The sequence below is a fragment of the Kitasatospora sp. NPDC085464 genome (assembly GCF_044541955.1).
In the GTDB taxonomy this organism is placed as follows: Bacteria; Actinomycetota; Actinomycetes; order Streptomycetales; family Streptomycetaceae; genus Kitasatospora.
In genome coordinates this window covers 87,180-100,150 of the sequence record NZ_JBITTM010000008.1, presented here as the reverse complement: position 1 = coordinate 100,150, position 12,971 = coordinate 87,180, and the positions used below count along the sequence as shown (strand labels likewise).

At 75.7% G+C, this 12,971-nt stretch carries 11 protein-coding genes; 9 read left to right on the top strand and 2 right to left on the bottom strand.

What is annotated here, in order from left to right; genetic code table 11:
• Nucleotides 1-37: 37 nt before the first annotated feature.
• From ACIGG8_RS09195 to ACIGG8_RS09170, 6 genes are all read left to right on the top strand, one after another.
• Entirely contained in the window at nt 38-1,282 is a 1,245-nt protein-coding gene (locus tag ACIGG8_RS09195; RefSeq protein ID WP_396546598.1) for a styrene monooxygenase/indole monooxygenase family protein, read from the top strand.
• Nucleotides 1,283-1,550: 268 nt separating this feature from the next.
• Nucleotides 1,551-1,958 carry an archease gene (locus ACIGG8_RS09190; RefSeq protein WP_396546597.1) on the top strand — a complete coding sequence of 136 codons (408 nt, stop codon included), beginning with the start codon at nt 1,551-1,553 and terminating at the stop codon, nt 1,956-1,958.
• Between the two features lie 117 nt (nt 1,959-2,075).
• The gene (locus tag ACIGG8_RS09185; protein WP_396546596.1) at nt 2,076-3,512 is read left to right on the top strand and encodes an RtcB family protein; all 1,437 of its coding nucleotides are present in this window, start codon (nt 2,076-2,078) and stop codon (nt 3,510-3,512) included.
• A gap of 226 nt (nt 3,513-3,738) precedes the next feature.
• Nucleotides 3,739-4,764: an ABC transporter ATP-binding protein gene (locus tag ACIGG8_RS09180; RefSeq protein ID WP_396546595.1), complete on the top strand. Its 1,026-nt coding sequence runs from the start codon at nt 3,739-3,741 to the stop codon at nt 4,762-4,764.
• Nucleotides 4,761-5,597, top strand: coding sequence for an ABC transporter permease subunit (locus ACIGG8_RS09175; protein ID WP_396546593.1), 837 nt, complete (start codon nt 4,761-4,763; stop codon nt 5,595-5,597). Before ACIGG8_RS09180 ends, ACIGG8_RS09175 begins: the two co-directional genes overlap by 4 nt.
• A 254-nt stretch (nt 5,598-5,851) precedes the next feature.
• A complete protein-coding gene (locus ACIGG8_RS09170; protein WP_396546591.1) occupies nt 5,852-6,427 on the top strand; it encodes a hypothetical protein in 576 nt (191 codons plus the stop codon).
• On the opposite strand, the gene ACIGG8_RS09165 is transcribed toward ACIGG8_RS09170, so the two are convergent.
• Nucleotides 6,421-7,329 carry a LysR family transcriptional regulator gene (locus ACIGG8_RS09165; protein WP_396546590.1) on the bottom strand — a complete coding sequence of 303 codons (909 nt, stop codon included), beginning with the start codon at nt 7,327-7,329 and terminating at the stop codon, nt 6,421-6,423. The two genes, ACIGG8_RS09170 and ACIGG8_RS09165, sit on opposite strands and share 7 nt — an antisense overlap.
• A gap of 183 nt (nt 7,330-7,512) precedes the next feature.
• On the opposite strand from ACIGG8_RS09165, the gene ACIGG8_RS09160 reads away from it, so the two are divergent.
• Nucleotides 7,513-8,184 (top strand): type 1 glutamine amidotransferase domain-containing protein, encoded by a 672-nt coding sequence (locus tag ACIGG8_RS09160; RefSeq protein ID WP_396546588.1) that lies wholly within the window; start codon nt 7,513-7,515, stop codon nt 8,182-8,184.
• Between the two features lie 153 nt (nt 8,185-8,337).
• Nucleotides 8,338-9,912, top strand: coding sequence for an adenosine deaminase (locus ACIGG8_RS09155; protein ID WP_396546586.1), 1,575 nt, complete (start codon nt 8,338-8,340; stop codon nt 9,910-9,912).
• A 109-nt stretch (nt 9,913-10,021) separates the two neighbouring features.
• Here ACIGG8_RS09155 and ACIGG8_RS09150 read toward each other — a convergent pair whose 3' ends face one another.
• Nucleotides 10,022-11,515: a carboxylesterase/lipase family protein gene (locus ACIGG8_RS09150; RefSeq protein WP_396546584.1), complete on the bottom strand. Its 1,494-nt coding sequence runs from the start codon at nt 11,513-11,515 to the stop codon at nt 10,022-10,024.
• Nucleotides 11,516-11,816: 301 nt separating this feature from the next.
• Between ACIGG8_RS09150 and ACIGG8_RS09145 the strand changes: the two genes are divergently transcribed.
• Nucleotides 11,817-12,863: a TIGR03617 family F420-dependent LLM class oxidoreductase gene (locus ACIGG8_RS09145; RefSeq protein ID WP_396546582.1), complete on the top strand. Its 1,047-nt coding sequence runs from the start codon at nt 11,817-11,819 to the stop codon at nt 12,861-12,863.
• Nucleotides 12,864-12,971: the final 108 nt, after the last annotated feature.

Here is a 12,971-nt window from a genome sequence, read left to right as displayed (position 1 = left end):
GGTTGACGAGTCGTCAACGGACCACCGGGAGGCCGAGTTGCGCCGGATCGCCGTCGTCGGAGCCGGTCAGGCCGGCCTGCAGTTCGCGCTCGGGCTGGTGGCGGACGGGTACGAGGTGACGCTGGTCGCCGAGCGCACCCCGGAGCAGGTGCGCGGCGGGCGGGTGCTGTCCACGCAGGCGATGTTCGGACCGGCGCTGCGACTGGAGGCGGCCGCCGGGCTGGACCTCTGGGCGGACCGGACGCCGGCCGTCTCCTCCGTCGACGCGGTGCTGGCGGCGCCGCCCGCCGTACGGGCGCTGGAGTTCACCATGACGCTCGACGAGCCCGCCCGGTCGGTGGACCAGCGGCTGAAGCTGGCCGACTGGCTGGAGCTGCTGGCCGAGCGCGGCGCCCGGGTCGAGTACCGCTCGCTGGACCGGGAGGGCCTGCACGAACTGGCCCGTCGGCACGAGCTGACCGTGGTCGCGGCCGGTCGCGGCGAGCTGGCCGGGATCTTCGGCCGCGACGCCGCCCGCTCGCCCTTCGACCGGCCGCAACGGGTGCTGTCCTGCCTCTACGCGCACGGCGTCGGCGCGCCCGACCCGGCCGCTGCTCCGACCGCGCGGATGCACGCCCTGCCCGGCCTCGGCGAGCTGTACCTGCAGCCGGCGCTCACGTTCTCCGGCCCGTGCGCGATCCTGCTCTGGGAGGCGCTGCCCGGCAGCCCGCTGGACGCGTTCGGCGACGCCCCGGCGCCCGACGTCCAACTGGCCCGGATCCGCGCGCTGTTGGGCGAGTACCTGCCGTGGGAGGCGGAGCTCTGGACGGAGGCCGAGCCGACCGACGCCGGGGCCGGGCTCTTCGGCGCCGTCACCCCGACGGTCCGGCGCGCGCTGGCCGAGCTGGGCTCGGGCGTGGACGCCGTGCACGTGCTGGGCCTCGGCGACGCCGTGGTGGTGAACGACCCGATCACCGGCCAGGGCGCCAACAGCGCCGCCCGCGCGGCCGAGGCCTACCGGCGGGCAGTCGTCGAGCACGGCGACGCCCCGTTCACGGCCGACTGGATGTGCCGGACCGCCGAGCGCTTCTGGCAGCAACACGCCCGCCACACCGTCGGGTTCACGGCCACGATGCTGACCGTGCCGGACCACGTGCAGGGCGTGTTCGCGGCCGCCGCGACACACGAGGAGGTCGCCCGCCGACTCGCCAACACCTACGCCGAGCCGAGCGACCACGCCGCCTGGCTGGCCACCCCCGAGCTGACCGCCGGCTACCTCGCCTCGTTCGGGGGCCCGCGGTAGGGGCCGTCCCCGGATCGCCCGCCCGACGTCCTCCGCGCCCCCGGTCCTGGCCTGCGGCCCCGGCGCCCGGCCCCGGCCCCGGGGGTGCCACCCCCGGCGGACGGCGGCACCCCCGGCCCCGGGGGTGCCGCCGTCCGCCGGGGACCGCCGCACTTGCCGCCGGACCGTCCGTGGGACGACGCTGGAGGGAGGACGGCAACGGGTGCGGGAGGCGTCGCTCGTGGACGGACGCGAGCCCGCCGGCCGGTCCGGGCGCGGTCACCGGAGCGTGCCGCACACGGCGGACCTGCGGGTGGAGGCCTGGGCGCCGACGGCCGAGGGCTGCATCGGCGAGCTGGTGCACGCCGTCGTGGACAGCTTCGCCGACCTGGCCGGCGCGCAGGTCGTCGGCGAGCGGGCCTGCACCGTCCTCGGGGTGAGCGACGCGGACCTGCTCGCCGGGGTCCTGGAGGAGGTCATCTACCGGATGGACGCCTACGGCGAACTGCCCGTCGCGCTGGCGATCGCGCGCATCGAGGGACTGGACGGCGCCCGGACGGTGGCGGTCCGCTTCCGGATGGCCGACGCCGCCACCGCCGTGCTGGTCGGCGCCGTGCCGAAGGCCGTTTCGCTGCACGACCTCGACCTGCGCGCCGGGCCGGACGGCTGGACCTGCCTGGTCACCGTGGACGTCTGAGCGGCTGAGCATCCGAGCGGCAGGACGTCCGAGCGGCAGGGCGTCCGAGCAGCCGATGCGGGCGCGCCCGAGCACCTGAGCACCGGGGTGCCGGAGCGTCCCAGAAGCGGGAGCGGGATGAGCGAGATGCAGATCGCACTGACCGAGGCCGGCCACCACCGCTGGCGGATCGAGCCGCGCCCGCCGATGCGGGTGCCCGGGGTGGTGTTCGCCTCCGAGGCGCTGCTGCCGCAGGCCGGCGGCGACAAGGCGCTGGAGCAGGTGGCGAACGTGGCGACGCTGCCCGGGATCGTCCGCGCCTCCTACGCGATGCCCGACGTGCACTGGGGCTACGGCTTCCCGATCGGCGGGGTCGCGGCCACCGACGTCGACGAGGGCGGGGTGGTCTCGCCCGGCGGGGTCGGCTTCGACATCTCCTGCGGGGTGCGGCTGCTGGCGGCCGGCGTCACCCGGGACGAGCTCGACCACGAGCGGATCCGCCGCCTGATGGACCTGCTGGACAAGACCGTCCCGCGCGGCCTCGGCCGGGGCGGCCTCTGGCAGCTCTCCGGACCGGAGGAGCTGGACGACCTGCTGCTCGGCGGCGCCCGGTACGCCGTCGAGCACGGCCACGGCGTGCCGCGCGACCTGGAGCGCTGCGAGGACCGCGGGGTGCTGGACGGCGCGGCCCCCGGCGAGGTGAGCACCCGGGCCGTCGAGCGCGGGCTGCAGCAGGTCGGCAGCCTCGGCTCGGCCAACCACTTCCTGGAGGTGCAGGCGGTCGACCGGTTGTACGACCAGGACACCGCGGCCGCCTTCGGACTGCGGCCCGGCCAGGTCTGCGTCATGATCCATTGCGGTTCGCGCGGCCTCGGCCACCAGATCTGCACCGACCACGTGCGCGCCATGGACCGCGAACTGCACCGCTACGCGATCGACCTCCCGGACCGCCAACTCGCCTGCACCCCCGTCGACTCGCCCCGCGGCCGCGCCTACCTGGGCGCGATGACCGCCGCCGCCAACTACGGCCGGGCCAACCGGCAACTGCTCTCCGAGGCGGCCCGCCGGGCCTTCGCCACCGCGCTCGGCATCGGGCTGGAGCTGGTCTACGACGTCTCGCACAACCTCGCCAAGCTGGAGACCCACGAGGTGGACGGCGTCCCCCGGAACCTGTGCGTCCACCGCAAGGGCGCCACCCGCGCGCTGCCGCCCGGCGACCCCGACCTGCCCGCCGACCTCGCCGACGCCGGGCAGCCCGTGCTGGTGCCGGGCACGATGGGCACCGCCTCGTACGTCATGGTCGGCCTGCCGGACAACGAGGCCTTCCGTTCGGCCTGCCACGGCGCCGGGCGGGTGCTCAGCCGGCACCAGGCGCTGCGCACGGTGCGCGGCGAACGGCTCAAGAGCGACCTGGAGGCGCGCGGCATCGCGGTGCGCCCCGCCTCGTGGCGCGCCCTGGCCGAGGAGACGCCCGAGGCCTACAAGGACGTCGACGCGGTGGCCGCCGTCACCGAGGCCGCCGGGCTGGCCCGGAGGGTCGCGTGCCTGGTGCCGCTGGGCGTGTGCAAGGGGTGAAACGGCGCGGGCCGGCCCGGAACGGGCGTCCGACCGCAGCAGGAGCCCGTCCGGAGTCGCTGCCCGTCTCGTGCCGGCGCCCATCCGGTGCCGGTGCCCGTCCGTGCCGGCGGCGCCCGTCGGCCGGTCCGGGGCCGATCCGCACCCGGTTGCCCCGGCCGGGTGTCTCGACAGGCTCCGCCGCGAGCGCTTTGATGTCCGACGCACCCGTCACTGGAGGTGGGTCATGCCGGGGAACGGAACCGGGCCGGTCATCGAACTGCGGTCGCTCACCAAGCGTTACGGCGACACCGTCGGCATCGAGCAACTGGACGTGTCGGTCGAGGCCGGCGAGGTGTTCGGCCTGCTCGGCCCCAACGGCGCCGGGAAGACCACCACCCTGCGCTGCCTGGTCGGCCTGCTCGGCCCCAGTGACGGGCAGGTGCGCGTGCTCGGCCTGGACCCGGTGGCCGACCACCGACGGGTCGCCCCCTCGATCGGCTACCTGCCCGGCGAACTGCGGCTCTACCCCGAACTCACCGGGCAGCAGACCCTCGACCTGCTCGCCGCCCTCCAGGGCGCCCCGGTGCCGCGCCGGCACGAGCTGTGCGAGCGGCTGAAGCTCTCCCGCGCCGACCTCGCGCGCCCAGTGGGGGAGTACTCGCGCGGCATGAAGCAGAAGCTCGGCCTCGTCCAGGCGCTGCAGCACCGGCCCCCGGTGGTGGTGCTGGACGAGCCGAGCGAGGGGCTGGACCCGCTGGTCCAGGAGACCTTCTACGAGCTGCTCGCCGAGGAGGCCGCGGCCGGGCGGACCGTCCTGCTCTCCAGTCACGTGCTGCCCGAGGTGCAGCGCACCTGCGGGCGGGTCGCCATCGTGCGCCGCGGTCGGCTGGTGACCGTCCGCTCGGTGGCCGAACTGCGCCAGGCGCGGGCCCGCAGGGTCCGGCTGGTCTTCGCCGACGACCTGGGCGCCCGGCCGCTGGGCGCCGCCGAGCGGTGGTCCCCGCGCTGGGACGGCCGGCGGGTCGAACTGCTGGTGCCGCCGGACGAGGTGGTCCGGGCCGTGCGCACCCTGCTGGCCGAACTGCCGGTCGCCGACCTGACCGTGGAGGAGGCCGGCCTGGACGAGGCCTTCCTCGACCTCTACCGCTCGGAGGACGACCGCGGCCACGGTACGGCGGGCGACGACCGCGGCCACGGTACGGCGGGCGACGACCACCGGCCGACAGCAGCGGGCGACGGCCACCGCCCGGAAACGGAGGACAAGCCGTGAACCCGGGTACCGTCAGTCGCCGCCTCCCCCTGGTCTGGCTCGCCCTGCACCGGCGGCGCCGGATGCTGCTCTCGCTGCTGTTCGGCATGGTCGTCTTCGAGACCCTGATCGTGGTGATCGCCGGGACCATCGCGCCCGGCGACCTGTTCGGCGCCGCCCGTCGCAACCCGCCGGGCGCGTTCCGGGCCTTCAGCGGCTCCAACGGCGACGTGTCCATCGCCAGCTACCCGGGCCTGCTCGGCGCCGGGCTCACCCACCCGTTCTGGATCGCCCTCCAGCTCACCGTGATCGGCTCGCTCGGCGCCGCCGCCGTCGCGGCCGACGTCGAGTCCGGCACCATCGAGCTGCTGATGACCCGCCCGGTCTCCCGGCGCCGGCTGCTCGCCGAACGGGCCGGCGCCATGGTCGCCGCCTCGGTGCTGCTCAACGCCGCCGCCACACTGACCATCGCGCTCGGGGTCGCGTTCTCCCCGAAGCTGCGCGCCGCCGTCCCGGAGAGCGCGGTGTTCACCGCCGGACTGCTCGGCTGCGCCCTCGCCTTCAGCCTGACCGGGCCGGTGCTGGCGGTGTCCGCGCTCAGCCGGCGGCGGGCGTACGTGATCGGCGCCGCGGTCGCCTTCGGCGCGGTCGGCTTCGCGCTGAACTTCGTCGCGTTGGCCTGGTCCCCGGCCCGGCCGCTGCGCTACCTCAGCCCGTTCCACTACTACGCCCCGGGCGACGTGCTCGGCCACGGCGGCGTGCCCTGGGTGTCGCTGGGCCTGCTGATCGGCGTCGGCCTGCTCGGGCTCCTGGCGGCGTTCCGGCTGCTGGAACGGCGCGACCTGGCGATCTGAGCGCGGCGGCGGCCGGTCCGCCGGGCCGACCGCCCTGCGTGGCATGCCCGGCTGTGCCCCGTCCGGCGCACCGAGAGCACGGACCGCACCCCGACGGACCGGCCGCCGGGCGGCTCCGGCATGCTGTACCCCCGCCGACCCGGCGGCGACGATCATCCTGCACGGACGGACCGATGGACAGCAGCGACCACAGACCCGCCCCACCCCTCGGGGGACGGGGCCCGACGGCCCGACGGACGCCCTGGACGGCGGTGGTGACCGCACTGGCGGTCGCGGCATTGGCCGGCTGGGCTGCCACCACCGCCCCGGACTGGAACGGGCCGTGCGCCCCGGGTTTCCCCGGGGTGCAGGAGCTGCAGGACGACCTCCCGTCCTTCGCCTGCTTCACCGTGGGCGAACGGACGGCCACGGGCTACCGGTTGGACGTCCGGTACTCGGGCCAGGAGCACGACCGGGACGAGGCGATGGCCCTCGCCCGCTCCGAGGCGGGGGTGTTCTGGCAGCGCTTCCCCTACCCGGTGTCGAGCGTGCACATCGACACCACCGCGGCGTTCGGCGAGTCGGCGGTCAAGCAGGTCACCCTCGACGCGGGCGAGTTGACGTCCCGGTTCGGCCCGCAGCGGGTCGCGCCGGATGCCCGCTTCCCCGAGCGACCCGTCGGGCGCACCGAGATCGTGTTGTGGTCCGCCTGCGGCCTGCTGCTCGCCGTCGCGGCGGGGCTGCTGCTCCGCCGTCCACCGCAGGGCCGTTCGCCGTGGCGCCGTCGGCCGGGGCGCCGGTCGGGAGGCCGGACGGGTGGCCGGACGGACGGGCGGCCGGGGGCTCAGTAGGCCCGGGCCGCGGCCAGCAGGCGCTCGCGGACCAGCGCGACGTGCGGGTTGGCCGAGCCGGCCGGGCGCCGGACCAGATAGGCGGTGTTGATCGGCGGGTCGGCCGGCTCGTGGAGCAACACCATTGCGCCGGAAGCGAGTTCGGCCCGGCAGAGGTAGCCGGGCAGCACGCTCCAGCCCGCGCCCGCCGTCACCGCGGCGAGCACCGCCCGAAGGTCCGGCACGGTGACCGCCGCCCGGGCGTGCAGCCGCCGGTCGAAGACGTGCCGCCAGTAGCGGCGGGCGATCGGCAGGTCCTCGGCGTAGCTGAGCAGCGGCACGTCCGCCAGGGCCTCGGGCAGCTCCCGGCCGGACAGCCGCTCGGCCCACACCGGGGCGGCGACCAGCACGAACTCCTCGTCGGCCAGCGGCTCGGCCAGCAGCGTCCGGCCGCGCGGACGGCGGGTGGCGACCACCAGATCGTGCCGCCCGGCCCGCAGCTCCTCCAGCAGCGGGTCGGTCAGCCCGCCGGTCACCCGCAGCCGGACGCCCTCGGCGACCAGCGGCGCCAGCTCCGCCAGCAGGACGGTGCCCAGGAACTCCGCCGGCCCGGCCAGGTGGACCGGCTCCGGCACGCCGGAGCCGCGCCCGTCGGCGACACCCGCCAGCCGGTCCAGCGGCTCCGCCAGGCGGGCGGCGAGGTCGTCGGCGTACGGCAGCGGGCTGACCCCGCGAGCCCGGCGTTCGAAGAGCTCCCGGCCGAGTCGCTGCTCCAGCGCGCGGATCTGCGCGGTCACCGTGGACTGGGAGAGGCCCAGCAGGTGCGCGGCCGCGGTGAAGGAGCCCGCGCGGTGCACCGCGAGGAAGGTCCGCAGTTGGTTGAGGTCCAGCGGGCCGGAGCCCGGCAGCAGCCGATCGCTCATACCGCGAGCCTACGGGATCCCGATGGCTGGGCCGCCCGTGGGAGCCATCGGAATTCCGATGCCCGGCATCGCGTGGCCCATTGGTTCCCGTGGGCTCGCCCGGTCTAGCGTCGACGACGTGAGCGCCGCGGCGGGGTCGTCGCGGCGGGGACCGCATCACCGCAGCCACTGGAGGCACCCACCATGGCCGACATCCTGTTCGTCCTGACCGGCTCGGACGTCTGGACGCTGAACGACGGCACCAAGCACCCGACCGGCTTCTGGGCGGAGGAGGCCGTCGTCCCGTACCAGGCCTTCACCGCGGCCGGCCACCGGGTCACCGTCGCCACCCCGGGCGGGGTCGTCCCGGTCGCCGACCGGGCCAGCCTGACCGACCCGGGGATCACCGGGGCGCTGGAGGCGATCGACGAGTTCCGCCGGCCGCGCGTGCTGGCCGAGGTCGACCCGGCCGACTACGACGCCGTCTTCTACCCCGGCGGCCACGGCCCGATGGAGGACCTGGCGGTCGACGCCGACTCCGGCCGGCTGCTCGCCGCCGTGCTGGCCTCCGGCCGACCGCTCGGCGTCGTCTGCCACGGCCCGGCCGCGCTGCTCGCCGCCCGCACCGAGGACGGCGGCTCGCCGTTCGCCGGGTACCGGCTGACCGGCTTCACCAACGCCGAGGAGACCCAGGCCGGCCTCGCGGAGCGCGCGCCCTGGCTGCTCCAGGACCGGCTGGTCGCGCTCGGCGCGGACTTCGAGGAGGGCGAGCCCTGGGCGCCGCACTCGGTCGTCGACCGCAACCTGGTGACCGGTCAGAACCCGGCCTCCTCCGCCCTGGTGGCCGCCGGGCTGCTGGACCGGCTCTCGGCGTAGCAGCGGCGCCCCGGACCGACCCGGACGGATGAGCGGTCGGCCGTACGTGTGCGTCGTACCGTGCGTACCCACCGATCGCCCGTCCGGGTGGTGTGTTCGGGACAGGCTCCGCAGACGCCGACGGGAACGGTGGCCGCCCGCGAGCATACGGCCATGATCACGCTACGCCGTACCACCGTCGCCGCGGTCGCCGCCTGTGCCGCACTGATCGCACCGCTGCTCCCCGCCGCCGCCCAGGCCGCGCCGCTGCCCGTCGCCAAGGTCGCGGGCGGCGGCGCCGAGCACCGGGTGGACGCCTACCTGGACAGCGTCCGCAACGACCCGGAGGCGCTGCGGCGCTTCCTCTACCAGCTGCCCAAGGGCGGCGACCTGCACAACCACCTCTCCGGAGCCGTCTCCACCGAGCTGCTGATCCGGCTCGCCACCGAGGACGGGCTCTGCATCGACACCGCGACCCTCACGGCACAGGTGGCGCCGTGTTCGGCGACCGCCCGTCCGGCCGCCGACGCGGAGTCCGACCCGGACTTCCGCCGACAGGTGATCAGGGCCTGGTCGATGCAGGACTTCGTGCCCGGCGCCGAGTCCGGCCACGACCACTTCTTCGCCACCTTCGGCAAGTTCGGCGAGGCCAGCTGGCGCCACCCCGGCCGGATGCTCGCCGAGGTCACCGACAGCATGGCGGACCAGCAGCAGAGCTACCTGGAGACCATGCTCACGCCGGCCTCGGTGAGCGGCTCGGCGCTCGCCGCCAAGGTCGGCTTCGACCCCGACTTCGAGGCGATGCGCGAGAAGCTGCTCGCCGACGGCGGCATGGCGCAGGTCGTCGCCGACGCCCGCGCCGAGGCCGACCGGATGTTCGAGGAGTACGAGGACACCCAGAACTGCGACACCGACCGGCCGGCCAAGGGCTGCTCCGTCACCGTCCGGCTCATCTCCCAGGCCGCGCGCACCTCGACGCCCGCCCGGGTGTTCACCCAGCTGATGCTCGGCATGGAACTGGCCAGCCAGGACGACCGGTTCGTCGCGGTCAACCTCGTCCAGCCGGAGGACGCCCCGGCCTCGCTGGAGAACTACGACCTGCAGATGCGGATGCTGGACTTCCTGCACCCGCTCTACCCGAAGGCCCACATCACCCTGCACGCCGGCGAGTTGGTCCCCGGCCTGGTCAAGCCCGAGGACCTGCGCTTCCACATCCGGGAGGCGGTGCTCACCGGCCACGCCGAGCGGATCGGCCACGGCGTGGACGTCGTGCACGAGGACGACTCCGCCGAGCTGCTGAACACCCTGGCCGAGCGGCACACCCTGATCGAGGTGCCGCTGACCAGCAACGAGCAGATCCTCCAGGTCTCCGGCCCGGACCACCCGTTCCCGCTCTACCGGCGGCACGGGGTGCCGACCGCCCTGGCCACCGACGACCCCGGGGTCTCGCGCGGCGACATCACCGAGGAGTACCAGAAGGCCACCACCCGCTACGCGCTGGGCTACCGGGACCTGCGGAACCTGGCCCGCACCTCGCTGGAGTACGGCTTCCTGCCCGGCCGCAGCCTCTGGCAGGACCGGGACCGCTTCGAGCCCGTGTCGGAGTGCGCGTCCGACGTGCTCGGCGGCGACCACCCGAGCGCGGGGTGCGAGGCGCTGCTGGCGGCCAGCCCCAAGGCCGAGCAGGAGTGGCAGCAGGAGTGCGCCTTCCGGGAGTTCGAGGCGGCCGTGGTGCGGCACGACATCTGACGGCCGTGGAGTGGCCGCCCGTGAACTGCCCGCCGCCGGGTGACCTCCGTCGACTGCCCGTCGCCGGGTGACCGCCGTCCGCCGGGGCGTCGCCGGACGGCGGGCCGTGTCAGCGGAGGTCGTCGGCGGTGAGGGGGTGCCCCGCCCAGATCCGGCCGGAGGCCTGTTCGGGGTACCGGACGGTCTCCGAGCGGGCGTCCAGGACCCGGGTGAGTCGCCCGTCCGGCTCGAAGGCGGGCCAGCCCGGGTCCCCGGTGGTGGCGAACCGGACCCAGGACCGCTGCAACTCCTGCGAGACCCGGACGGCCTCCGGGGAGGGCGGGTCGCCCAGGAGCCGGCGTCCCGCGGGGCTGCCCAGGGTGCCGAACGCCAGCGGGACGTCCAGGGCGTGGCAGGCGCCGAACACGCCGCCCGCCGCAGGGGCGGGGAAGGTCAGTTCGAAGAGGTACGAGGTGCCGCCGGCCGCGGCGTTGGCCTCGGCGAGCCGGAGGGACGGCATCCGGAACAGCGCGTCGGAGCTCACCGTTTCGAGGAGGTCCGCGGCGGTGGCCCCCGGGTACGCGGCGCGGTACTCGTCCGGTGCGGTCGGCCACGGGGCGTACAGCTCCAGGGCGAGGCGGGCCTCCTCCTCGGTGTAGCTGCCGTGTCGGCCGCTGAGGACGCTGAACAGCCGGAACTCGTCGCGGGTGTGACCGGCCAGGAGCTCGATGCCGTCCGTCCGTCCGGAGTCGAGGGCCGACCAGGGCGTGCCGCGCAGGACCTCGCCGTCGACCACCGGGATCGTGGCGATGCCGGCCTGCGCGAGCCGCCCCCAGCGGGCGAGGTGCTGCGGGAGCGCCGTGCCGAGGTCGGTGACCGCCGCGGCCAGGCGCCAGGGGTCGACCTCGGCCAGCGCGGCGGCCGTCGGGGTGGTGCCGAGCTGCTTCGCGAGCTCGGCGGTGACCTCGGCCGCCAGCGCCGGGGTGCAGAACCGGCCAGGGACGCTGTGGGTGACGATCCGTCGGAACAGGCCGCGCGCCCCGTCCACGGTCAGCAGCGCGGCGATCGAGCCGGCGCCCGCGGACTGGCCGGCGACGGTCACCCGGTCCGGGTCGCCGCCGAACCCGGCGACGTTGCGCCGCACCCACTCCAGCGCCGCGATCTGGTCGAGGAAGCCCCGGTTGGCCGGGGCCCCCTCCAGCAGTGCGAAACCCTCCGCGCCCACCCGGTAGTTGACGCTCACCACGACCAGTCCGGCGCGGGCGAGCTCGACCGGGTCGTACATCGGGTCGTTGGCCGTCCCCGAGATGTAGCCGCCGCCCGGGAGCCAGACCAGCACCGGCAGCCCCCCGCTGTCCGGGTGCGGGGTGCAGACGTTGAGCGTGAGCCAGTCGGTGCCCGTGGACGGTTCGCCCGCGGGCAGCGGACCGGACTGCGGCGCGACGGGGCCGAACTCGAAGGCCTCGCGGACGCCGTCCCAGGGCTCGGGCGGGGCGGGGGCGGCGAAGCGGAGCGGTCCGACCGGCGGCTGGGCGTACGGGATGCCGCGGAAGACCGCGAGCCCCCGGTCCAGGAAGCCACGGACGGTCCCCTCGGTGGTGCGGACGACGGGCTGCGTGAGCATGTGGACACTCCTCCCTCGGAGCGCCGCCCGCGGGGCGTCGCGGGCGGCGCTGTTCGAGATGCTGCCACCGTTCGCCGACGCGAGGGCGGCCGATCGGAGGAGTGTCCGGGCCGAATCGGGGCGCCGGGGTGTCGAGTCGCGGCTCGGCACCCCGGGGCCGTGGCCGGGGCCGACGTGGGCGGCGGTGGGGGCGTGGGCGGGGGCGGTGGCCGGGGATGCGGGCGGGGCGGGGAGCACGGGGCGCCGGGGGCGTGGCAGGCTGACCCGGGTAGCACCGCAGCCCGCGACCAGGAGCACCACCATGGACCGACCCGCCACCTTCCGCCTCGACGCCACCGACTTCGGACACCCGGCGGGCATCCTGGCCGCCGCCGAGCGGGCCGAACGCCGGGGCATGGACCGGCTGGTGGTCGCCGAGACCGCGTACGACCCGTTCCTCCAGCTCGCCCGCGCCGCCGACCGGACCACGTCGATCGAACTCGCCACCGGCATCGCGGTGGCCTTCGCCCGCACCCCGATGACCCTGGCCTACCAGGCCTGGGGGCTGCACGCGGCCTCCGGCGGACGGGCCGTCATCGGGCTGGGCTCGCAGGTCAAGCCGCACATCGAGAAGCGCTTCGGGATGCCCTGGGACCGTCCGGCCGCCCGGATGTGCGAGTACGTGCACGCGGTGCGGGCGATCTGGCACAGCTGGCAGACCGGTGAACGGCTGCGCTTCCGGGGCGAGTTCTACACCCACACGGTGATGACGCCGGTCTTCTCGCCGGACCCGGTCCCGGCCGGCGTGCCGCGGATCCTGCTGGCGGGCGTCGGACCGCTGATGACCCGCACCGCCGGGGCGGTGGCGGACGGCTTCCTGAGCCACCCGTTCTCCTCCACCGCGTACCTGACCGAGCAGGTGCTGCCGGGGCTGACCGAGGAGCGGGCGCGGGCCGAGGCGGAGGGCGCGGTGTGGACGCAGCGCCCGTTCGAGGTCGTCGGCAACGTGCTCACCGCGACCGGCCGCACCGAGGAGGAGTTGGCGGCCAACCGGGCCGCGACCCGCGAGCGGCTCGCCTTCTACGCCTCCACGCCCGCCTACCGTCCGGTGCTGGCGCAGCACGGCTGGGAGGGCCTGCAGGAGGAACTGCACGCCCACTCGGTGCGCGGGCGCTGGGCGGAGATGGCCGCGCTGGTCGACGACGAGGTGTTCGACACCTTCGCGGTGTCCGGGCCGGTCGAGGAGGTCGCCCGGGAGATCCGCCGGCGGTACGCGGGCCTGGTCACCCGGCTCTCGGTCAGCCAGCCCGAGAGCGCCGATCCGGAGCTGGGCCTGGACGTCCTGGCAGCGGTGCGCGCCCTGGACTGACGCGCGTGCTGCGGCCGCCTGCCGCCGACTCGCCGCCCTGCGGTTCCTTGCCGTCTCGCCGTCTCGCCGTCCCTTGCCGCCTCGCGGTCCGTCCCGTGCCGGCCCGGC